Source organism: Dyadobacter ginsengisoli DSM 21015 (assembly GCF_059568735.1).
Genome location: NZ_JCANTY010000005.1, coordinates 241,521 through 262,875 on the forward strand (window position 1 = coordinate 241,521; position 21,355 = coordinate 262,875).

At 48.8% G+C, this 21,355-nt stretch carries 21 protein-coding genes; 8 read left to right on the plus strand and 13 right to left on the minus strand.

Annotation, left to right across the window (positions count from 1 at the left end; genetic code table 11):
* Nucleotides 1-2: 2 nt before the first annotated feature.
* The 4 genes from BP71_RS19535 to BP71_RS19550 all read right to left on the minus strand — a co-directional run bounded on the left by BP71_RS19535 (nucleotide 3) and on the right by BP71_RS19550 (nucleotide 6,031).
* A complete protein-coding gene (locus BP71_RS19535; protein WP_496382262.1) occupies nucleotides 3-3,449 on the minus strand; it encodes a TonB-dependent receptor in 3,447 nt (1,148 codons plus the stop codon).
* Nucleotides 3,450-3,573: 124 nt separating this feature from the next.
* Nucleotides 3,574-4,572, minus strand: a complete 999-nt coding sequence (locus BP71_RS19540) for a FecR family protein (protein WP_496382264.1) — start codon at nucleotides 4,570-4,572, stop codon at nucleotides 3,574-3,576.
* A gap of 20 nt (nucleotides 4,573-4,592) precedes the next feature.
* Nucleotides 4,593-5,147: an RNA polymerase sigma factor gene (locus tag BP71_RS19545; protein ID WP_496382266.1), complete on the minus strand. Its 555-nt coding sequence runs from the start codon at nucleotides 5,145-5,147 to the stop codon at nucleotides 4,593-4,595.
* An 86-nt stretch (nucleotides 5,148-5,233) separates the two neighbouring features.
* The gene (locus BP71_RS19550; RefSeq protein WP_496382268.1) at nucleotides 5,234-6,031 is read right to left on the minus strand and encodes a glycerophosphodiester phosphodiesterase; all 798 of its coding nucleotides are present in this window, start codon (nucleotides 6,029-6,031) and stop codon (nucleotides 5,234-5,236) included.
* A gap of 428 nt (nucleotides 6,032-6,459) precedes the next feature.
* Between BP71_RS19550 and BP71_RS19555 the strand changes: the two genes are divergently transcribed.
* The gene (locus BP71_RS19555) at nucleotides 6,460-8,112 is read left to right on the plus strand and encodes a hypothetical protein (protein WP_496382270.1); all 1,653 of its coding nucleotides are present in this window, start codon (nucleotides 6,460-6,462) and stop codon (nucleotides 8,110-8,112) included.
* Here BP71_RS19555 and BP71_RS19560 read toward each other — a convergent pair.
* Entirely contained in the window at nucleotides 8,109-8,480 is a 372-nt protein-coding gene (locus tag BP71_RS19560; protein WP_496382272.1) for a hypothetical protein, read from the minus strand. The genes BP71_RS19555 and BP71_RS19560 overlap by 4 nt on opposite strands.
* Nucleotides 8,481-8,781: 301 nt before the next feature.
* Here BP71_RS19560 and BP71_RS19565 point away from each other — a divergent pair, with 301 nt between their 5' ends.
* Both BP71_RS19565 and BP71_RS19570 read left to right on the plus strand, forming a co-directional pair.
* Nucleotides 8,782-9,171 carry a cupin domain-containing protein gene (locus tag BP71_RS19565; protein ID WP_496382274.1) on the plus strand — a complete coding sequence of 130 codons (390 nt, stop codon included), beginning with the start codon at nucleotides 8,782-8,784 and terminating at the stop codon, nucleotides 9,169-9,171.
* Between the two features lie 52 nt (nucleotides 9,172-9,223).
* The gene (locus BP71_RS19570) at nucleotides 9,224-9,718 is read left to right on the plus strand and encodes a CinA family protein (protein ID WP_496382276.1); all 495 of its coding nucleotides are present in this window, start codon (nucleotides 9,224-9,226) and stop codon (nucleotides 9,716-9,718) included.
* Between the two features lie 93 nt (nucleotides 9,719-9,811).
* On the opposite strand, the gene BP71_RS19575 is transcribed toward BP71_RS19570, so the two are convergent.
* The 7 genes from BP71_RS19575 to BP71_RS19605 form a co-directional block, all read right to left on the minus strand.
* On the minus strand, nucleotides 9,812-10,276 hold the full coding sequence (locus BP71_RS19575) for a PA2169 family four-helix-bundle protein (RefSeq protein ID WP_496382278.1): 465 nt from the start codon (nucleotides 10,274-10,276) through the stop codon (nucleotides 9,812-9,814).
* 143 nt (nucleotides 10,277-10,419) lie between these two features.
* Nucleotides 10,420-10,998, minus strand: a complete 579-nt coding sequence (locus BP71_RS19580; RefSeq protein ID WP_496382279.1) for a Crp/Fnr family transcriptional regulator — start codon at nucleotides 10,996-10,998, stop codon at nucleotides 10,420-10,422.
* Between the two features lie 14 nt (nucleotides 10,999-11,012).
* Nucleotides 11,013-11,321, minus strand: a complete 309-nt coding sequence (locus BP71_RS19585; RefSeq protein WP_496382281.1) for a response regulator — start codon at nucleotides 11,319-11,321, stop codon at nucleotides 11,013-11,015.
* Between the two features lie 79 nt (nucleotides 11,322-11,400).
* A complete protein-coding gene (locus BP71_RS19590; RefSeq protein ID WP_496382283.1) occupies nucleotides 11,401-12,117 on the minus strand; it encodes a pirin family protein in 717 nt (238 codons plus the stop codon).
* Between the two features lie 2 nt (nucleotides 12,118-12,119).
* On the minus strand, nucleotides 12,120-12,737 hold the full coding sequence (locus BP71_RS19595; protein WP_496382285.1) for an alpha/beta hydrolase: 618 nt from the start codon (nucleotides 12,735-12,737) through the stop codon (nucleotides 12,120-12,122).
* Between the two features lie 142 nt (nucleotides 12,738-12,879).
* A complete protein-coding gene (locus BP71_RS19600) occupies nucleotides 12,880-13,818 on the minus strand; it encodes a ring-cleaving dioxygenase (protein WP_496382286.1) in 939 nt (312 codons plus the stop codon).
* Between the two features lie 105 nt (nucleotides 13,819-13,923).
* Nucleotides 13,924-14,310: a DUF2958 domain-containing protein gene (locus BP71_RS19605; RefSeq protein WP_496382288.1), complete on the minus strand. Its 387-nt coding sequence runs from the start codon at nucleotides 14,308-14,310 to the stop codon at nucleotides 13,924-13,926.
* Between the two features lie 367 nt (nucleotides 14,311-14,677).
* Here BP71_RS19605 and BP71_RS19610 point away from each other — a divergent pair, with 367 nt between their 5' ends.
* The 3 genes from BP71_RS19610 (at nucleotide 14,678) to BP71_RS19620 (ending at nucleotide 18,370) form a co-directional block, all read left to right on the plus strand.
* Nucleotides 14,678-16,552 (plus strand): T9SS type A sorting domain-containing protein, encoded by a 1,875-nt coding sequence (locus BP71_RS19610; protein ID WP_496382290.1) that lies wholly within the window; start codon nucleotides 14,678-14,680, stop codon nucleotides 16,550-16,552.
* 94 nt (nucleotides 16,553-16,646) lie between these two features.
* Complete coding sequence (locus BP71_RS19615) at nucleotides 16,647-17,672, plus strand: SIMPL domain-containing protein (RefSeq protein ID WP_496382292.1); 1,026 nt, start codon at nucleotides 16,647-16,649, stop codon at nucleotides 17,670-17,672.
* A gap of 59 nt (nucleotides 17,673-17,731) precedes the next feature.
* Nucleotides 17,732-18,370: a hypothetical protein gene (locus BP71_RS19620; protein ID WP_496382294.1), complete on the plus strand. Its 639-nt coding sequence runs from the start codon at nucleotides 17,732-17,734 to the stop codon at nucleotides 18,368-18,370.
* On the opposite strand, the gene BP71_RS19625 is transcribed toward BP71_RS19620, so the two are convergent.
* A complete protein-coding gene (locus BP71_RS19625; RefSeq protein WP_496382296.1) occupies nucleotides 18,359-19,222 on the minus strand; it encodes an AraC family transcriptional regulator in 864 nt (287 codons plus the stop codon). The two genes, BP71_RS19620 and BP71_RS19625, sit on opposite strands and share 12 nt — an antisense overlap.
* Nucleotides 19,223-19,317: 95 nt before the next feature.
* Here BP71_RS19625 and BP71_RS19630 point away from each other — a divergent pair, with 95 nt between their 5' ends.
* Together BP71_RS19630 and BP71_RS19635 are read left to right on the plus strand one after the other, a co-directional pair.
* Nucleotides 19,318-20,277: an NADP-dependent oxidoreductase gene (locus BP71_RS19630; RefSeq protein WP_496382298.1), complete on the plus strand. Its 960-nt coding sequence runs from the start codon at nucleotides 19,318-19,320 to the stop codon at nucleotides 20,275-20,277.
* A 111-nt stretch (nucleotides 20,278-20,388) separates the two neighbouring features.
* Complete coding sequence (locus BP71_RS19635) at nucleotides 20,389-21,315, plus strand: S1C family serine protease (protein ID WP_496382300.1); 927 nt, start codon at nucleotides 20,389-20,391, stop codon at nucleotides 21,313-21,315.
* Nucleotides 21,316-21,355: the final 40 nt, after the last annotated feature.

The following is a 21,355-nucleotide window of genomic DNA, read 5'->3' on the forward strand; positions in this document are numbered from 1 at the left end:
GATTAAAATGATAAAGTTGCTCCGATGGTCCACGTGCGTGCGAGCGGATACTGCGCATAGTCGACATTCAGCTGACTGTATTGCCCTGCCGCCCTCGCATTTGCGTCGCCTCCGACATAACCCAGCTCCGGATTCAGCCCGGTATACTTGGTGAAAGTGAACACGTTCTGTCCCGTCACGTAAATTCTCGCCGCTGACAGCTTTATTTTCTCGATCACGGTTTTAGGTACTGAATAACCCAACGTGAAGTTTTTGAGACGGAAAAAATCTCCTTTTTCAATGAACAAATCCGACGGGCGGAAATTACGGTTCGGGTTGTCGATGCTCAGCCTGGGAACCGTCGTGCTCGTTCCTTCACCATGCCAGCGATTACTGGTTTCCTGGTAGAGATTAAACGAATAGCTGGCGTCCAGTCCCTGCATTCTGTCCGCGTTGAAGATAGAAACGCCGCCCACTCCTACGAAGAACAGGTTGAAATCAAAACCTTTGTAATTGAGGCCCGCGTTCAAACCATAGTTGATTTTGGGCTGCGGACTCCCCAGGATGGTCCGGTCCTTGTCGTCGACAATGCCATCGCCATTCAGGTCCAGAAACCGCACATCGCCCGGGTGGATCTGACCGTTGGTTTTACGGTCGTCGTTGGCAATGTTGGGGTCCGCATCGATTTCACCTTGATTTTGATATAACCCATTGGCTTTATACCCGTAAAATGTGCCATATGGGTTGCCCTCGTAGGTCCTTACGATTTCCTGCTGCCCGCGCCCATAGAGCTGCGAGGCCAGAAAACCGCCCGGTGTCGCCAGCTTGGTGATCCGGTTGCTGATCAAGGTCGCATTACCGCTTACATTAAAAGTGAGATCTCCGAACGAATGACGGTAGGATGCTTCGATTTCAACGCCCTTGTTACGGAGCTGACCGATGTTCTGATCAGGAATAATGGACGTACCGATCGTTCCCACAGATGGGGGCGCCAGCAACATCTTCTTAGTGTCCTTGATAAAGTAATTGACCGACAGATAAAGGGCATTTTTCCACAATCCGGCTTCTACGCCAAAGTTGGTCATTTCGGCCGTTTCCCAGCCAATCTGCAAATTAGCCAGCCGGCTTTGCGCCGCGCCCGAGATTTCACTCTGGGTGCCGCCTGCTCCCAGCGCATACCGGTAGGAGGAGTTGATCAATGCCAGGTATTGCAGCGAGTTGACGTTCTGGTTACCCAGCTGTCCCCAGCCGCCGGTAAGTTTGAAGTTGCTGAAAACCGGTAATGCATTCTTGAAGAACGCTTCTTCCGAAAGTCTCCATCCCAAAGAAAATGCCGGAAAATAACCCCAGCGATTGCCGGGAGCAAATTTGGAGGAACCGTCGGAACGGAAAGTGGCAGTCAACAGATAACGGTCCAGGAGTGAGTAATTAGCCCTACCAAACCAGGATGCCAGTGCATCATAGCTACGGTTGCCATTTTCACCGGCCACGGATACGATTGTACCGGCATATTGCAGATAGCGGAGCGATGGGTCTTCACTGGCGAAATCACGGCCGCGCTGGCGGGCCGAAATGCTGTTGAATGTTTGAGAGGTATACCCTCCTACCAGGCTCAGGCTGTGAGCCCCGAATTTTTTGTCATAAGAAAGAAAATATTCCTGAAGAAACGACCAGTATTTGCCGTGTGTAAGGTCCAGCTGGTTGTAGGAGTTGGTACGAAACTGGTCATTGATCTTGACTTCAAAATTGGTATTCTCTGAAAAAGTAGCATCCATCGCCAGGTTCGCCCGCAATTTCAGTCCTTTCAGAATTTCCAGTTCGCCTGTAAGGCTTCCGAGAAAACGGTTGCGGATATTGTTCTGATCCTGTGTGTCGACCGTGAAAATAGGATTATTGATATCCCCGAATGCGCCGATCCCCTTGGTGGTGCTATAAGATCCGTCCGCATTGTGAATAGGCAGGCCCGGGTGGAAACGGATCGCGCTCCACAAAAGGCCAGTCTGTGACGACGTCGTATTCGGGGCAGTATTGTGTGTATTGGTAAATTGCAGGTTCTGACCGATTTTCAGCTTTGACCCGATTTTATGATCCGAATTAACGCGTAAAGTGTAACGTTTGTAGTACGACTTCCCGATGATCCCCTTTTCATTATAATAGCCTCCCGAGATCGAGAATGAGGAATATTTACCTCCGCCGCGGATCGCCGCATCGTAGTTCTGGGTCACACCCCGTTGCAGCAGCGCTTCCTGCCAGTTGGTTTGCTGCTTCTGGTACTGTTTGTCTTCCCAGATCGGCGGGACAGGCAATCCGTCATTTTTATACGCTTCCTGTTTCAATGCGGCCAGCGAGGGAGCATCGAGCATGTCCAGAATTTTAATGCGGTTGGTTACCCCGGCATAGCCGTTGAGCGTCACAGCAATCGGGTTGTCGAATGTTCCCCGCTTCGTGGTGATAATGACCACCCCGTTCGCTGCACGCGTTCCGTATATCGCAGACGCAGACGCATCTTTCAGTATCTCAATGGATTCGATATCGTTGGGATTCACGTCGTTCATGGAACCCGCCGGTACCCCGTCGATCACCACCAGCGGATCTGCATTGTTGACCGTTCCGAAACCCCGGATCTGGATCGTCCCGGCGTCACCAGGCGCACCACCATTGCGGATAATGTTCACGCCCGCAGCACGTCCCTGTAATGCCTGCTGCGCCCCGCCCGAGGGAAGATTCTGAAAATCAGACCCTTTCACCGAGGAAACCGCGCCGGTGACGTCCTTTTTCTCCTGTGTTCCGTAACCCACCACCACCACTTCTTTCAATGCGTTCACGTCGGGGGCCATGCTGATGTTAATCAAAGAACTATTGCCCACGACGGCATCCTGGCTGACATACCCGATGAAGGAAAAGCGCAATGTCACATTACCCTCCGGTACATTGAGTTGAAACTGACCATTCTGGTCTGTCGTGGTCCCTTGCTGGCTGCCTACGATCAGGATATTAACGCCAGGCAGCCCGTCCCCTTTTTCATCTGCCACTTTTCCTGTGATGGTGCGGTCGGCTATAATGTCCGTCGTCGCGGAACGAAAAGGGCTGGCACTTTGTGGGTCGCTCTTTTTTCTGAGCAGGATGCGGGAGTTGCCGACTACTTCATAAGACACATTCAATGGCGTCAGCAGCTGGTCGAGGACCTGGTTCAAAGATCCCTGAAGCTGTCGTGCCGATACCGTGCTCCTTCCGTGGATGCTGTTGGTACTGTATACAAACTTGACATCGGCCTGCTTTTCGATCTGCCGCAGCACCTGCCTGATTTCGAGGGATTCCGTTTTCAGCGAGATCTCCTTGTTCAGTAATTCCTGGCTATATACGTCGTGTGCCATGGAGATTCCACAGCATATCAAAGCAAGCAAAAGTTGTTTAGCCGTAGCACTCATGACTTTGTAAACAACCCTTTTGTAGGGTATTTTTTTATGCATAATTTTAAAGGTTTTTGTGAACTGAACAACTCAAAAACAAACGGTGCCCTTCTGCCAGGAAGGGTATTCAAAGGGCCGGACATGTTAGCGCATGGCCGGCATTTTTATTAAAATTCATCTTATCCTAATGGGTACAACCTTCGCCCGAAACAAACAGCGATGCACCCCTACGCTCATATTCCACATTGACCGCCTTGCAGATCAGGTCAAGCTGATCGAACATCGGCAAGTCGTTGAGGTCACCGGTAAACAGGCAGTTTTTCAAAACATCACCTTCTACCACGATATCTATTCCGTAAGTCTGTTCCAGCGCGGCTAACACATCAGCCGCAGGAATCTCTGAAAACTCAAATTTCAACCCGGATTCCAGCGGCTTTACCACCGCGGGATTACGGACGATCCCCAACTCCATTTTTCTGGATTCCTTGTCAAAAATCACCTTCTGATTGGGTGTCAGAATGAAACCGTTACGGCTTGTCACCTTGTTATCTGTATTTTCATAAACAGAGACCCTTCCCGTCACCACCTGTACCTCGATGGACCCCGCTCCATCATAGGATTTTACCCGAAACGAGGTACCCAGCACCTGTGTCGCCAGGTTTTCAGTCGAAACAATGAACGGCTTGGTTACATCACGCTTCACCTGAAAGAATGCCTCCCCATGCAGGTAAACCATTCTTTTACGCTCTCCAAAGTGGTCAGGGTAGCTGATACGGCTGTTGGGTTGCAAGATTACGATGCTTCCATCCTCCAAGGTCAGTCGCTGTGATTTCTTTGACGTATTTTTTACCGCAAACCCTTCATTATCATCATCCCAAACTGATGCAAAGGCGGGGAAATATAGCTGGTGTTGCACCGGAGCGAGCCATAATACGCCGGCAATCAACGCGACCGATGCCGCCGCTGCCATCCACCACCATCCTGTTTTGATTGGCCTCCTGGTGGTATTGGAGAGTAATTTCCTGCGGATGCGCTCCCCTATCTCGTCTTTTTCGGATAACAGTACGGCCGAGTCTTCTACCGGATTCTCTTCCAGAAACTTTTCCACGCATTCTCCCTCTTCCGGGGTAGCCTCTCCGGCCACATATTTTTCGATCAGCCTGTCGTAATTGTATGGTGTCATCAGCGCTGGCGTGTATAGGTTTAGTTGTTGGAATAATAGGTTCGGAGATTCTCCTTCAATGCTTTCAATGATTTCGTGATGTGGTACTCCACGGCTTTTTCCGTCATATTCAACGCCTCCGCGATGTCGCGGACCGACTGGTTTTCAAACCGGCTCAGATGAAAAACACGGCTTGTTTTTTCGGGAAGTTTCCGCATTACCTCGTCCACAGCACTCGACAAGTCCGAAAACTGCACGATTTCGTCGGTCGAATAGGTTTCCTGGATCTTGTTCAGGATCAGATATTCCTGGTATCTGCGCCAGGTGATCTGCGATTTGATAAAATTGGTTACCCGGTATTTCATCGCGATCACCAGGTAGGTTCCGAGATTCCGGATTTCGGTATCGATGCGTTTTTTCCAAAGACTCTCGAAAATGTCATGGACCAGTTCTTCTGACTCCTCCCTGGACCCCACCTGATGATAGGATATGCAAAACAGCTTATACCAGTAACGATCGTAAATCTCCTCGAAGGCACGCTTGTTGCCTTCCCGGAGCTGCGATACCAGCTGTTCATCGGTTAGAAATTTAGTCATGAGGGTGCTCCATTACCGGATTTACATGTATAGTCAAACAACTCCAGTCAACCCCTAAAACGATTTCTAATTTTTTTTAAGAAATCTTATTCCGGGAGAAATTTTCTGAACTCGGAATCGATCTGAAATTCGCGAACGCCATATTTCAGCATGCGGACGCAGTCCCGCTGCGCATCGGCCATCACGTCCGCCGATTTACGGTAATGGAATTTATTTATAGCGGCAACCACCCGGATGCCGTTCTTCGCCGCCCATTCCAGGTCTTCCGGAGATAAATTCACGGGTCGTTCAAAAAGATAATAGTCGCTGGCTTTATAATGCGGCAGCCGCATATTCGCTTCCAGCTGCTTCCGTGAACAACTCAGTCTTATCTTACCCGTAAAAAACGCGGTCGACTCGTCCGTCCCGATCATCAGTGCCTGCTCCCTGAGCTGATACCGGTCCAGCAACGCGACCACCTGCCCGAACAGCGTCGTATCGAGCCCGGCAATTTTGTTGTCGAGCATTACACTCATTCCTTTTTCCCGGCAGAATTTCAGGACATCTTCCAGCAATAAAGGTGTATTGCCATCCAGCTTGCTCCGGAGCAGTTGAATATCCTCCCACCTCATATCCGTTACCTTTCGGTTTACGCCGTAAAACCGCACGAAGTCGGCATCGTGGTTGGTAACGAGCCTACCGTCGGCTGTGACGCGCATATCGGTTTCAATCATCCCGTAACCGAGCCTGGCAGCTTCGTGCAAGGCCGGCAGACCATTCTCCGTGAAAGTACTGTCGGCCACACCTCCCCGATGTGCGATGAGTTTTACGACATCCTGCGCGTAAACGCCCGGCTGCGCCAGCGCCCACACCAGATAAAAGAGTGTGTGAAGAGTTTGTTTCATATTTGCTGCGTTAGTCGGATAAAAATAGGGATGATCGGGATCGTCAACGCCATCTTAACAATAATATAAAGTACAAAAAAACCGGCATTTAAAATGAATTTTGCCGATCGCTAACTGTACCATGCCTGTCATTCAACAACTTTGTCTAGCCCGAATTTTACTCTTTTGTTTGTATTGCTTAATGAAACGGAAACACACACTATGCGTTCCACCTATACACACACTCATTTTCCTCCACATATTTAATAATCCATCTTCAGTCCGCCCAGCGGACTTTTTTTTTGCCTTTTTTCGGCTCTGGAAACCGCAAAATCATTTGCACGCGAGTCTGTGTGCGCTGATCAGCCAAACTTTTCATATTTTGCGGCAACACTCCTCCTGAGCCACCACGGGCAGGGAATCGGCAGCTGTTTCAATTCACTTTCCGAATGACTGCTTATTACAAATTATACAAAAGTGTTATCTGGATCATACTATTTGCGGTTATCACCGTTTTCTGGTCTTCTGTTTTCACCCTGTCCTTTAATTTCCCCTTCTACGACGATTTCGAGAATATCGTCCAATTCATTCTCCGTTTCCGGGAAAGCAACGGCGTGCGGGACAAGCTGGTGCTGCTCTTTGAACAGAATTTTGAGCACCGCGTACTTTTTTCGAAGCTCATTACGCTTTTACAATACGCCTTGACCGGCCAGGTCAATATCCGTTGGCTGATCGTCCTGGGCAACATTAGCCTGCTGGGTATTGCGGCACTGTTCTATATTTTCTACCGGGAACAGAAACTTTCCCTTCCTGCATTGCTTGCTATTTGTTGCCTGCTGTTCCAGGTTCAGCACTATGAAGATACGATTTCCTGGGCTACATGCAGCTTGCAGCACGCGCCTTGTATTTTCTTTTCCCTGGCGTCGTTTCATCTGGCATTTAAACGCGAGCGCCCATATGCGAGCGCCACACTGGCGCTTCTTGCCCTTTTCAGCAGCGCCAACGGACTGGCCGCCATTGTGATCTGGCTCGTTATTACCTGGCTGGTTTTCCCGCAAAGAAAGAGCGTTGTCTGGCCAACCGTACTATTGGTGGGGATTACAGCGGTTCACCTTGCCACACTTACGATCCATTCCGGCTCTCTGGTCCGCAATTCATTCAGTAATGTGTTGCCGAAATCCCTCCTGCTCTTTTCTTTTAGTGGTCAGCTTGCCGATCCTCAACTGTTCGGGAAAACATCCAGTATACTGCTGGGTGTTTGCACCACCTTGCCGTTGATTATTTTGTTCACACAGATGGTCCGCCGGAAGCAGCGGACGATCAGCCATCTGCAGTGGCTGTGCGCAGCCGGGATTGCCGCATTGCTTTTCGTGGGTTTCCTCATTGTTTTTGCAAGAGGTGAGGAACCGGATCATACTGGTTATCAGATGGGTCGGTACAAGATATACGCAGCGCTGTTCGGGGTTCTTGCCATCGGTTTCTATGACGGCTACGCCGACCGTTTCAAAACGGGCGTTTGGTTACGGCATTTTGTTACAGCCGGAACGGTAGTGTTTTGCGCCTCCACTTACTATCTTTATTACGGCGACATCCGCTATTATCGAAGCGCCATCGAGGCAAACCAATATAATTTCCTGTGGAGCAAAAGGATTTACTACCCGCTGATTTACCAGGATAGTCTTTCAAAACAATATCTTCTTGAAGCCCAAAAAAACACTTTGCGAAACACTATCCCGTCGCCAGACGCCCCCCTTCTGCATATTAACTGGAAAAACACCGCAGCTTCGCTCAACGTATATCAATCGGATGATCCTGCTGTCATTAATCTGAAAAACGAAACTTTTCATGAGCGCGAAGGATATGATCAGCTCTTTGTAGCCGCATTGGAAAAGGACAGCCCGAAGTATCTTTTCAAGGTTGAAAATGACTACCCGAATGCGGTGAGAAGTTTTTTGACCACATTCAAAAGGCCTGCCTCGCCGGGGTTTCGCTGTCAGATCTTTAAGAACAAAATGAAAGAAGGAATTTATGACCTGCGCCTCGTTTCAATAAAAAAGGGCCGTAAGGCCCGGGTGTATCATTTACTGACGACTTCTATCTAGATCAGCGTCTCGGCCATTTGAAGAAAGATGGCCCTTTTATAGTATTCCGGGTCATACTTGACCAGGACCTGCGTCCCTCTCCGGATAGCGTCGTATTTTCCATAAGGAAGTACCTCTTTCATTTCGGCTACAAAATCAGCGCCCGCATTCGGTTTGACTTTAACCTGTACCTGAAACTCTGGTAAGTTATTCAGGTACTCTCCTGTTGGACGAATGGTCAGAACCGTTGCGTTGGCTTCAACCCCTTCCTTCCGGATTTTTTTCTTTCTCTCGGCAGCGATCCGCTTGCGAACGGACGACAAAGTCCAAAATGCGATCATGCAGATCAGCATCAGTGTAACGCCTATTTCTCTTGTATTGATTTCCACAGCTAAATTTTAGTTAAGAGTAAGTGGTCCAAAAATAATGGAATAACTCTAAAAAAAGTACCATTTCAGTTATCAAACGGTCGATCTTGTTAGCAAATGGCAAAAGTCATTTATAGAAGACAAGTTTTTCTCCGGAAAGCGCAAATTCGGGGTAACGGTCCCCCTATTCGTTTAAATATTCCGCAGCACAGTTTTTACAGGTATTTTTACTAAATTATCTTCAAATAATGCCCGATCAGGCTATGGCATGATTTTCCTGGCCGTGGAATTTTTCGATCAATCCTAATTAAACCCGATGACAATGGAAATCAAATCGAATCAGTCTACCGGCAATCGCCCGGAAGGTGACCGCATTCTCGATGCGCCCTATGTTTTCACCGATATCCCGATGTATCTGGAACAGCTTAAATCCGAAAAATCATGGGTAAAAAACGATCGCAATGCCATTACGGTCTATAAATCTGAAAAGATCACAATCGTGATATCGGTCCTGAAATCCGGAGCTATCGTCAATGACCATTCGATCGATGAATGTCTCACATTTCAGGTATTGTCGGGGGAACTTAAGGTTGAAACAGAAGGCCGGGTATTTTACACCACAAATGGCCAGATGATGACGTTCCATTCCGGACTGGCACATTCCATCCAGGCTTTGACCGATTCTGAGATTTTGATCACGACCTATAAATAATGGATGTGATCACTGGCAGAGTTTTTGCGGAGACATTCGTAAAAAGATTATTATGCCTTCACAAATCATCATGAAGTGTAGCGAAGCACTGGCTGACCGCCAGCTGACGGTTGCATTTGCCGAAAGCGCCACTGCCGGCAGGCTATCGGCCGAGTTTTCGATGTGTCCCGAATCCGGGCGCACACTCAAGGGAAGCCTGGTTTGCTACGATGCTGCGCTCAAGGAAAGTATTCTTCATGTTCCCAAAGACATGCTGCGTAAATTCACCCCGGAAAGTGCAGAAGTAACCCGGGAGCTCGCCGAGCGCCTTCAACGATTTATCCCCGCCGACCTCCATATTGCCATAACAGGCCTTACCTGCCCCGGCGGGAGCGAGACATCCGAAAAGCCCGTCGGCACGATGTTCATCCATTTATTTATGAAGGGAAAATCCGTTGCCGTCCGGGAAGTTTTCGCGGGTTCACCTGAAAAAATCGTATTGCAATGCATCGATCGCACCGCTGCGCTCATTCTGAACGAGATACCGGTGGTCGCAGGCAGCCGATAACGGGCGTGATTGCAGGACCTGACGGCCGCTGCCAAACAACAAAAAAACAGGCGAGTGATCTCGCCCGTTTTAGTTTACCGATGAAATACCCCATTAATGATATGCTTTTTCCGAATCGCGGAGCCTTTTAATGGTGTCATGCCCATTTCGAATCGTTGCTTTCTGGCGCGTGATGAGCGCCCTCAGTTCCGGGGTCAGCTCTTCGGACTTCAGAGCTGACTCGTAGGCTTTCTGAGCAGCGTCCTCGCCAAACTCGGAGTTATCCAGCGAAGTCTTGCGCCCATCACTGCTGAATGCCGCGCGCACATCCATCCACACCCGATATAATTTGCCTGAAACCATTGTACCGGTTGCCGGTTCGCCATCCAATGCCGTGACTTCTCCGCTCAGTTCCAACACATTGTCGCGGCTATGATTTGCGAGGCTGTTGTACAGTGATCGCAGATCCGTATCACTGGCCTCTGTTTCGTCATAGGCTTTTTCATAACCGGCAATGCGGTCATTGTTAATCAGTATCAGGTCATTCAGTACTTCTATAATTTCCGTATTTCGTGCCATGATCTTAGATCTTTTGGTGATGCCGCGGTTTTGAAAAATTTCTGTTCCAATGCAGTAAAACGCCCTGATCGACCATTCGAAGGGGAAAATTTGTGGAGGATTTTGCACCGTATAGTCGCCAGCGCTTCGACTGGCAATGTTCACTACTTCGCACTGAGCTTCTTTCTGACCTTACTGAGGAATTCGGGGGAAAAACCGAGATATGAAGCAATGTAATGCTGGGCTACACGCTGGGGAATGGCAGGATAGCGGTTCAGGAAATCGAGATACTTCTCTACTGCGCTGGTGGATATGGTGCGGAACAGGCGCTCCTGCGTTTGCGCAAGGTTGCGTTGGACCATCAACCGGAACATCCGCTCAAATCCGGGCACATGCGACAGCAGTTTTTCCTTGTTTTCCGGTGTGAGGATCAATACCTCACAATCTTCGAGCGTCTCGATATATACGTGGCTGGGTGTCTGGTTGTGAAAGCTGGTGATATCACTCACCCACCAGTCCTCAACCGCAAATTGCAAAGTAACCTCCGCCCCCGCGCTATCAATGTAATAGGTACGAATGCAGCCTTTGAGAATGTACGCCTCAAACTGGCACACTTCCCCCTGCTGCAACATAAAAGCCTTTTTCGGATAGGTTTTAAATTGAAGTAAGGAATCGAAATAGCCGAGGTCCTGAGGAGTGAATGGCAGGCATCTCAGTGCATAGTTGTTAATCTTTTCAAACATAGTCCGGTCAGGTATCATCTACCGGCGAATGCGTGCCGGATTTCGGAATAAAGCAGTCCGCTACCGCCCCCAAAGTGGCGCTGGCAGACAATGCGCGGGTTGATGCTTTCACAGAGCGACACTATCTGCTGCTCCGTTTCATCGTCCACACCAACGCCCAAAAGTACTAAATCAACCGAATTTATCCGAAGTACGGCTTCCGCTTCCTGCAAAGAACCTGCCGGTATCCCGTTCCAGGCCTCCTGCTGGTTGATCAGCCGGATGATCGTTTCCAGGATCTCCGGATGATTGGCTATGACCAGAATGTTAGTTTTTGACATCATACAGACTATTATGCCGGTGCAATTGCCAGCCACCGGCCAGTTTAAAGACTGACAAGAAAAAGGCGGTAACCGGCACCGCCTACCACTTCCCGGGAACTTCAATAACCAGCAATGACGAATCCGCTGTGGCTTTGATTGCAACAGGGGATTCCGGCCAGAACCCGTATCCATCCCGCGTGGACAATACCTGCCCGTTGACCGCTATCGCCCCTTTGATCACAAAGATGTAAACCCCATTTCCTTCCTTTTTCAGCTGGTAAGTAATCTCAAAATCCCGATCGAGGTCAGCCAGATGAAACCATGCGTCCTGATGTATCCAGACTCCTTCATCATCCCGATCCGGTGAAAGAATTTGCTGGAAACGATTATGTTTGTCAGCTGCCGAGTAGTCAAGCTGGTCATACCGCGGCGCGACATTCAATTGATTGGGATACAACCATATCTGAAGAAAAGTAACCGGCTGCTCGGGATCCTTGTTGAATTCGGTATGATAAATGCCGGTTCCGGCACTCATGGCCTGTATTTCTCCAGGCCGGATCACGGCTATATTACCCATGCTATCCTGATGTTCCAACGTTCCTTCCAGCGGAATGGAGATAATTTCCATATTGTCGTGCGGATGCCGGCCAAAACCTTTTCCGCCGCTTACAGTATCATCGTTCAGGACACGTAACGCGCCAAACTGAATGCGTGCCGGGTCATAATTACCATGAAAACTGAATGTCTGGGCGCTTTTCAGCCACCCGTGGTCTGCGGAAAACCGCGACGCCGCGGGATGGAATATTGAATTTTTCATAACTACTTCAAAATCGTGTTGTTCACCAATTTGATCTCCTCCCCCGATATGGTGTGTGGCCGGTCTGGATAAATGGCCTGATAGACCGAAGCATTCATGCTCTCCAGAACATGGATGGTTTCTCTCACTCTTGAAACCGGCACATGCGGATCGGGATCGCCGGTCGAAATGAATACGGGCGTCTGGACGAAGTCGCCCTGGTAGTTGTCCGTAACCAGTTCCTGCCCGATCAATCCTCCAGTAAAAGCAATAATCCCGCCGTATCTCTGCGCATTACGTGAAGTATATTCCAGCGTGAGACAGGCTCCCTGTGAAAAGCCCGCAAAATAGATCTGATCTGCCGGAATACCTTCGGACTGAATTTCGCTGACAACCTCGCCTACCAGGCCTAATGCAGCATCCAGAGCCGGCTGATTTTGCTGGGCAGGAGCCATGAAACTATATGGGTACCAACTGTGATTGCTGGCTTGCGGTGCATAAATGGCCATTCCTTCCAAATGGAGTACCCGCTGTAACGATATAATATCCGCCGCCGAAGCGCCCCGGCCATGCAGCATGACAATCGCCTTTTTGGCCTGCCGGACCGGCACCCCGCTTGTGATGATTTGATTGCTAGGCATTTTTAATTTTGAATAAGTAAGTGGAGTAATTTTGAATGACTGAATGAGTCCTTATTGGAAGTCGAATGAATGAATAACTTGTCACCGTCTATACTCTACAGATGCTTACATTCACTCATTCAATCATTCAGTCATTCAATCATTAATTTAACACCGGCAGTACCTTCACGATCTGCTCACGGCGTGGTTCGTACTGAGGAGGCAGCATTAAACCGGAACCCAGTTGTTCCACCGTTTCATCAGTTGCAAAACCGGGGTTATCGCTGGCGATCTCGAACAGCACGCCACCTGGCTCACGGAAGTACAATGAATAGAAGTAGTTTCTGTCTATTTTATCCGTAATCTGCAAACCGGCGTCCAACACTTTTTTACGGAATTCCATCAGGATATCGTCATTAGCCACCCGGAAGGCGACATGGTGTACCGAACCACCCGCCACATGTCCCGCTCTTTCACCCGGAGCTTCTACCAGATCGACGATGTTGGCATTCTCGACCGCGTCGGTCACAAACCGGAAGCGGTTTACGTGCTGTTCAGTAAGCCGGTATCCAAAAATGTCTGTGAGCACTTTGGCGGTTTCCTCAATCTTGTTGGCGGTGATGGTTATGTTGTGGAAACCACGCGTCGCGTGTTCGGCTGTCACCTCAGCTGTTTCCCAGGGAATTCTGTTATCGGCGATTTTGGGTACGGTCAACTCGAATTTCAAACCATCGGGATCCAGAAAAGTAAGATATTGTTCTCCGAATTTTTCGGCTGGTTTGTTATAGGTTATTTTATTGGCCTCTAATCTTTTCAACCAAAAATCAAGACTTCCCTCGGGTACTGAATAACCAATCTCCGTGGCCTGGCGCGTTCCTCTGCGTCCGGCGGGAATCTGGTTGCCCCATGGAAAGAAAGTCAGAATAGACCCGGGCGTTCCGTTTTTGTCCCCGTAGTAAAAATGATAGGTGTTGGGATCGTCAAAATTGACGGTTTTTTTCACCATTCTCAGGCCCAGCACCCTTGTATAAAAATCGTAGTTGGTTTTAGCGTCACCAGCGATAGCTGTAATGTGGTGGATGCCGTTGATCGTATTTTCCATTGTCTTGTTCAGTTAAGATGTTCTTTGCGTTTTGATGATACAAAGGTATACCCCGGGCAGGGGCAGAGCATTGAACTAGGACAAGAAAGTACGTGATACCGATTATTATTGAGCAGCTGCGATCCGACTTAAAATCGCATCATCTTCCACGACTCGCTTAGCCTCTTTCGCCGCGTTCAGATAAACACTCATCGGGAACTTCCCGTCAAAGGCGAGATCAGCCTCCACCATCGGGACTTTCAGGCGGGCGTGCTTGATGCTCGCCAGATCGGAGAGCGATACATAGCTAAGCTCCGGATTACCCTGCCCAAGGTCACAAAGGCCAAAGGCGATGTTGTTCACAGGGTCCAGCTCAGAAAGCAGCCAGATAGCCTTTCCATAGCGCGAATGTAATTTTACCACAGGTGCATGGTCCTTCGCAAGCTGGTTCTGGACTTCCTGCGCATTGTGGACCATGATTTCGATCAGGTTTTGAGGTATCATTTTTGACATAGGGCAAAATTATAATTTTTATCCGGAGCACCATCTATAATCCGCCCGTCGGGCTAACTGGTCACCAATAAATAATGGCCCGAATACAGGTTTTTATGCGCATATTCGCTATCTTCCTATTCAAATTATATCCTTTCACATCGTTCCGCCCCAGGCACATTATCCGCTCCGACGGATAGGCTGCCCTGTTTCTGACATTGTCAAACAACCTGGCATTTAACTGTTCCATCCTCTATCTAAATCGTGTGCTATGAACCCAAATTTATTACTTCTCACATGCTTATTTGTTCTACTGAATTCATCAAGAACCTATTCACAAATTGTAGTAACATTTCCCTCAGAACGCGCAGTTTTCCAGAGAAATAACTTGAACGAAGTCGACGTATATATAGGAGGGTATGTGACACAGCCTTATCAAAAAATTGAAGCGAGGTTCGTACCAAGGGTAGCCGGAGAGGGTCAGCCGGCACCCGAAGGCGGCGGCTGGTCGGTCATCGATAATGATCTGAACGGGGCACAATTTCTGGGCTCTATCCGCGTAAAAGGCGGCTGGTACCAACTGGAAGTCCGGGGCATCAACTCGAGTGGAACCTCGCCCGTAGCGTATGTGTCCCGGGTGGGTGCAGGGGAAGTTTTTGTAGTAGCCGGTCAATCCAATGCAACAGGCGGGGATTCCAACCCCAATGGCCCCGGAGCGGCCCACGACCAGGTAAACAGCGTGAACTTCCAGAATCTTGACCCTTCCACACTTACAATCGCCCCTTATGCCAATGTGCAACTCCCCTGCCCGGAATTTGTACATCTGGACGCTCAAGTCAAAACCGCGCCTTTCGGCAACTACGCCTGGTGCTGGGGCGCATTTGGCGATAAACTGTATGAAAAACTCCGGGTTCCCGTAATGCTATTCAATGGAGGCTGGTCCAGCACCGGTGTCAGCAATTGGAAGCAGAGCATCGACCCTGGTGGCATTACGACGAGCGCCTTTGGCTACACCTTCCCCGCCGGCCTTCCTTTTGGTCATTTACGCCTGGCCCTCAACAACTACATTGGGCAGCTCGGGGTCAGGGCGGTGATATGGCACCAGGGCGAAACCGATAATTTTCTTGAACAACCCGGTGACAACACCTTTAACCGGTACCTGTCCGAACTCTGGGACGTAATCGGTGCGAGCCGGAATTACAGTGGCAAACCCAACCTGGCCTGGGTAGTAGCACGGGCGTCGCGGTTTACGGTCAATGGTGTGAACCGGGTGTCCGACAATGTCGTCCATGCGCAAAATGAACTGATCAATAATGACATCCAGTATCCTTATGTGTTTCAAGGCCCTGAAACAGATCCCTATTACAGCATCGAATACCGCAGCGACCAGGTCCATTTCCGGGGCGACGGTGTCACCCCTTCGCCGGATGGCTCTGTATATTCCGGATTAATCTCTCTTGCAGGTTTCTGGGCCGACAAAATAACCCCCGAATTCTTAAGCCAATCGAACCCCTATGCTGCTACCCCTCCGCCTGCGGTCGCAATTTCGACCATTGGCTCTCAAATCACGTTCTCAGGGCCTTCGTTGCCCGGAGGCTATCAGTTCAACTGGCTCGGAAGCGATGACTGCAATCAGGTTCAAAGCACTTCCCGGCAATGGACAACCGCACCGGGCTCCTATAAATTGAAAATAATCGATCCGAACTCCAACGCCATTTTCTCGCCGATGGTGAGTGTATCGACCATCGCTTTGCCTGTCACCTGGCAGTCGTTCAGCGCACGCGTTGGGACAAGCGGGCGTATTCAGGTGGACTGGGCCACTTCCACAGAACTTAATGCTTCTCATTTCGAAATCCAGCGGAGCACCGATGCCGTCACTTTCTCAACAATCGGAACCTTAAAAGCGGCGAGTAAATCCAAAATCAGCACCACATACCGGTACGAAGAGGAAATGCTGCCGAAAGGGACTTATTACTACCGCGTGAAAGAAGTGGATGTGGACGGCAAATACGATTTAACCCGCATCACGAGCGTGCGGGTGGAGGGTACCGAGACCGTGCGTGTCTATCCTAATCCCGCGACCGACGTCATTACGGTCGAATCGGCTCAAAAAATGAGTAAAATTCAGATTTTCAGCAGCACAGGAACATTACTCCGGACCGTTGAACCCGCACAGCAATCTGTGCAACTCAACATTTCAGGTTTACCCAAAGGGCTGTACGTCATTGTTGTAGACGGGCGCGATTTGAAAATTGCGAAATAACCGCCCAACGCTAACACATATTTACCTTCTGATAGTTGTCAGTCGTTGCTAACCGTCAATCTTCCAATATTTCGACTTAAACCAAAATTAAGTTATGAAATACTGGAAGCTTATAATTCTCATGGCAATGCTATCGGCACCGATCGCATCCCCCGCGAAAGCCCAAGTCATGGGAAACAGCCGGTATCCCGGTTCGGTGCCGGATAATGCTCCTGCAAGGAGTGCGGGCAGCTATATTTATGCGAATAACAACAACACTAAAAACTTTGTCAGCACGGGCGAGTTAGAGCTGCCGCCGGCACCGCAAGAAAACGAAGTAGTTATTTCAGTAAGTGGTATTTACAACGCTCGGCCCGACGAGTATGTCGCGACATTCAGCCTGATTCAGGCCGGTGAATCCGCCGAGCTGACGGACATGGTGATGAATACGAGAATTGAGGCATTCAAACAGGGCATTAAAGCGACCGGTGTAAAGGATGCCGATATTTATATAGATATGATATCCTTCATCCCTAAGTATCAATATGAACTTGAACAAAAAATATTCAGCAAGACATACAACGAAGTACCCTCCGGTTTCGAGCTCAAGAAAAATGTCTCGATCAGATACAAAGAACCATTAGCCCTGGACAAATTGATCAGTGTGGCGACTAAGTCGGAAATCTACGATCTGGTAAAAGTGGATTGTTTTATTCAAAACCTCCAATCTTACAAAGATTCGCTGAAAACACAATGCGTGAACGAGATACACGAAAAAATAAAACTCTACAAAAAACTCGATATACGGCTCGACACATTGAAAAAGACGATTACAGAAGAGTTTAACCAGATCTATCCGCAGAACCGGTATTCTCAATACATAGCATTTTCCCGCCCCGTCGCGCCCTCAGGCAAGAAGAGCTTCCTGCACACCAATGAAAATGAAAAGGCTATTTCGCAATATTACAATGCGCTGGATTATAACACATTCGATATTGTCATGAATCCAATCATCCTCGAACCTCCCATTCAGATTATTTACAGACTCAGCATCCGGTATTTTCTTAAGAAGGATGAGAAGCGGTCGGAAAGCCACTATCTGTTAACCCCGCTTGTCGAAACTACAAAGACAATTCGCTAAGAGGCCCACCACAAAAATCACGCTATCAAGAAGAGATATTCATCTAAAAAGCAAACAAAGTGTTCAACAAAATTTCAGAAAAAGTAAGAGAATACAATGGCCTGTCAATTGAAGCAGGGGAACCATTTGCATCGCTGTTTACGCTGGCGACGGGTCAAATAAGTACCTCAGAAGACATCTGTCAATTAGAGGCACGGACGCATGCCATCATACCGAAAGATCTTAAAGACTTTTACCAGATAATTGGAGGCGTCAAAAGCGATAGTCTCAACGAAAATAACTGCATTGACATATTTCCAGTCAACTATTTACTGGATAAATTGGACGCTACCGAGAGTTGGTCAAAAATCAGGAGCCTGGGTATTCTTGACATGATTTTATTTAGCTGGGGAAATGACCGGTACGAAATCCTGGAACTAGATAACGAAATGATCGAATATCTAAACAGTCAATACACTTCCTTCGGTTGGTTCAGAACTGACGATAATCTCGAATCCGCAACTTATCTCTACTTTGACAAAAAGGGACATTTTGGATCGATTCCTTATCATCAGGACGATTTTGATGACCTGCTTACGTGTTACCTAACGCCATTGATGACTCAAAGCCTGGCCATACAGACCTTTGAGGAACTGATTGTAGAATCGTTGGATACCGTCATAGCGTTGAAAAAAGAAAAATTGGAATCAGAAGAGTAATAACGACGCTTCCTTCCTGAATTCCGCCGGACTTACTCCACGGTGCTTCTTAAAGGTCTTGATAAGGTGACTGTCGTCGGTAAAGCCCAGTTCCGCAGCAATCTCATTGACACGCATATCACTGTGTTTCAACCGAATCTCGACCAGTGAAATTTTGTAGTTGATCATATATTGCTGCAACGTTTCATGCGTGTGCTTTTTGAAATATTCGCTCAGATAATTGAGAGATATATTAAAATGCGCAGCAATGCGTTCCGCGCGCAGCCGCTCCGGGTTGTAAATATTTTGGTGAATGTAGTGGATGATATCCAGCGAGGTGTTTTGGGTCAGCTGTGTTTTCTCGGGGATGTGAATCGTAATGTTCCGGGCGACCACGGTTAAGAGCGTGTTCAGAAGCTGCTGCACCAGCTCCTTATGAAGTGTCTGCTGATTGACATATTCCTGTGCGATGGCATCCATCAGCGCACGCACAAGCGGTTTGTCGTGCGCATTTCGCAGTATACACCCTTGCAGGTGATTGTTATTCTGAAAAATGTATTCGAGTTTATGAATCCAGTCTCCCAGGTTCGAATGCTCTTCTTTTGCCTTCTGCGCATTCAGATAGATATTATTAAAACGGATAAACATGAACGAAGTAGTCGTCTTTACCTTCGTGTAATGCAGATCCATGGGCATCGCCAGGAACAGGTTTTCCTTGCCGTAACGGAACTCGTTCTGATTGATATGATAAACTCCCTCTCCGTCAACTATATACACCAGTTCGATAAAAGTATTCTTATGCTCCTTGATCGGACATTCATCCACTTTTACAAAGAGGACGTCAAAAGGCTGGTGGATGTGATGGACAATCATACCGGCAAAATTACAGAATTAACCCAAACTTTTACAGCCAAAAACTCTGCGAGGCCGCTGACATTTGCATCAGTCATTTAAACCAATGCAAATTCATGAAAGCCATCACATTGAACGAAAACGGAGGAACTGAAAAACTGATTTTCACGGAAATCTCCAAACCACAGATCCAGGATCACGAAGTTCTCATCCGGGTCAAAGCAATAGGTATCAATCCCGTCGACGCTTTTGTGCGACAACACGCCGACGCAATGTCCTTCATTGTCGGAGCAAAACCGGATGAACAGGTAATCATCGGCTGGGACGTTTCGGGGATCGTCGAGGAGACAGGAAGCCGGGTGACAACCTGGAAACCCGGTGACGAGGTTTTTGGTATGGTCAACTTTCCGGGCCAGGGTAAGGCTTATGCCGAATATGTAGCGGCCCCCGCAGACCAGCTCACATTAAAACCGGTTAACATCTCCCACGAAGGAGCTGCCGCCGCCACGCTGGCCGCGCTCACCGCCTGGCAAGCGCTCGTCACACACGGCAAACTCAAAGCGGGCGAAAAAGTACTGATACACGCAGCCGGCGGCGGGGTCGGGCATTATGCCATTCAGATCGCGAAGTACCTTGGTGCGCACGTCACAGGCACCGGTTCTGCCGGAAAAAAGGATTTCATCCTCGGACTGGGTGCCGATGCATTCATCGATCATACGACAGTCCGGTTCGAAGAGATCGTCCGGGACGCCGACCTGGTTCTGGACTCACTCTTCGGGGATCACGTTTTCCGGTCGGTGGATGCGGTCAGGGAAGGTGGTCGGGTGATCACACTTCTGACATTTTTCACGGATGAAAAGCTGGTCCAAAAGGTCAAAGAGAAGGAAGTTTATGCGCACCGGCTCAACGTGATATCAAGCGGAGAAGACATGAAACAGATCGCGGCGTTACTGGAAGCCGGAAACCTCCGGTCGTACATTGCCGCCAGTTATCATTTCGACGAGATGAGAACAGCACATGCAGCTATTGAAAAGGGTAGTACGGCCGGAAAAATTGTGGTGACCATCCCTTCGTAAAACCATGTCCTTTTGGCGTGTCACAACCGCCCGGGCACGCCAGTTTGGCACTCGTATTCAGCTGGATGACTTTTTGTTGGCATGTTTCCATACAAATAATACCCAAGCGATATGGATACCTTTTCAAGCATGATCATCGGTGCGGTTGATCAGATCAAAAATGCGGTCGTTAAGATCGATATATATAAATCAGTCAATGGGAAGTTCCGGCCTGCGGGGTCCGGATCAGGCTTCATCTTCTCCTCCGACGGGCTGATATTCACCAACAGTCACGTCGTGGAAGGCTCCGAAAAAATAATGGTCAGCCTTTTGAACGAAAACGAAATTGAAGCAACACTCGTCGGAAAAGATCCGGACACGGACCTGGCGATCCTGAAAATATATACGCAAGGTTATTCGGTAGCCAGGTTGGGAGACGCGAGTGCGTTGCAGATCGGCCAATTCGTGATCGCGATCGGAAACCCGTACGGCTACCAGCATACGGTCACTACGGGTGTGGTGAGTGCATTAGGGCGCACGCTGCAGACGCAATCCGGGCGGTTCGTGGATAATGTGATCCAGTCCGATGCCGCATTGAACCCGGGGAATTCGGGAGGGCCGATGATCAACACCGATGGTGAAGTCATTGGCGTAAACACTGCTGTCATTCAGGGGGCACAGGGTTTGAGCTTTTCGGTAGACATCAATACGGCCAAAGAAATTGCGCGCCAGCTGATCCGTGACGGGAAAGTATTCAAAGCTTACCTCGGTCTGCAATTGCAGGACGTACCGCTGAACGAGCGCATCCGGCAACATCACAAGCTTCCCAATCACCAGGGAATTTTCATTACGCACATCGAGCCCGGAACGCCTGCCTCCCGGTCACAACTGATCGAAGGGGATATTATCGTGTCATTCAACGGGAAGCCTGTCCGCAACTCCAATGAATTGTTCAAAGCACTTACCAACCGGGAGATCCTCACGATTACCGACATTTCGGTCATCCGGCACACAGAGCTGCTCAATTTCATCATTGTACCCGTGGAAAAGAAAAACTAGGTAAAGGAAAGCGGGGCATAATCCCGCTTTCCGGATTACC

Bases quoted from the DNA above. Each gene is read 5' to 3' on its own strand.
- BP71_RS19535 (WP_496382262.1), bottom strand. From the start codon at position 3,449: ATGCATAAAAAAATACCCTACAAAAGGGTTGTTTACAAAGTCATGAGT.
- BP71_RS19540 (WP_496382264.1), bottom strand. From the start codon at position 4,572: ATGACACCATACAATTACGACAGGCTGATCGAAAAATATGTGGCCGGA.
- BP71_RS19545 (WP_496382266.1), bottom strand. From the start codon at position 5,147: ATGACTAAATTTCTAACCGATGAACAGCTGGTATCGCAGCTCCGGGAA.
- BP71_RS19550 (WP_496382268.1), bottom strand. From the start codon at position 6,031: ATGAAACAAACTCTTCACACACTCTTTTATCTGGTGTGGGCGCTGGCG.
- BP71_RS19555 (WP_496382270.1), top strand. From the start codon at position 6,460: ATGACTGCTTATTACAAATTATACAAAAGTGTTATCTGGATCATACTA.
- BP71_RS19565 (WP_496382274.1), top strand. From the start codon at position 8,782: ATGGAAATCAAATCGAATCAGTCTACCGGCAATCGCCCGGAAGGTGAC.
- BP71_RS19570 (WP_496382276.1), top strand. From the start codon at position 9,224: ATGCCTTCACAAATCATCATGAAGTGTAGCGAAGCACTGGCTGACCGC.
- BP71_RS19575 (WP_496382278.1), bottom strand. From the start codon at position 10,276: ATGGCACGAAATACGGAAATTATAGAAGTACTGAATGACCTGATACTG.
- BP71_RS19580 (WP_496382279.1), bottom strand. From the start codon at position 10,998: ATGTTTGAAAAGATTAACAACTATGCACTGAGATGCCTGCCATTCACT.
- BP71_RS19585 (WP_496382281.1), bottom strand. From the start codon at position 11,321: ATGATGTCAAAAACTAACATTCTGGTCATAGCCAATCATCCGGAGATC.
- BP71_RS19590 (WP_496382283.1), bottom strand. From the start codon at position 12,117: ATGAAAAATTCAATATTCCATCCCGCGGCGTCGCGGTTTTCCGCAGAC.
- BP71_RS19595 (WP_496382285.1), bottom strand. From the start codon at position 12,737: ATGCCTAGCAATCAAATCATCACAAGCGGGGTGCCGGTCCGGCAGGCC.
- BP71_RS19600 (WP_496382286.1), bottom strand. From the start codon at position 13,818: ATGGAAAATACGATCAACGGCATCCACCACATTACAGCTATCGCTGGT.
- BP71_RS19605 (WP_496382288.1), bottom strand. From the start codon at position 14,310: ATGTCAAAAATGATACCTCAAAACCTGATCGAAATCATGGTCCACAAT.
- BP71_RS19615 (WP_496382292.1), top strand. From the start codon at position 16,647: ATGAAATACTGGAAGCTTATAATTCTCATGGCAATGCTATCGGCACCG.
- BP71_RS19625 (WP_496382296.1), bottom strand. From the start codon at position 19,222: ATGATTGTCCATCACATCCACCAGCCTTTTGACGTCCTCTTTGTAAAA.
- BP71_RS19630 (WP_496382298.1), top strand. From the start codon at position 19,318: ATGAAAGCCATCACATTGAACGAAAACGGAGGAACTGAAAAACTGATT.
- BP71_RS19635 (WP_496382300.1), top strand. From the start codon at position 20,389: ATGGATACCTTTTCAAGCATGATCATCGGTGCGGTTGATCAGATCAAA.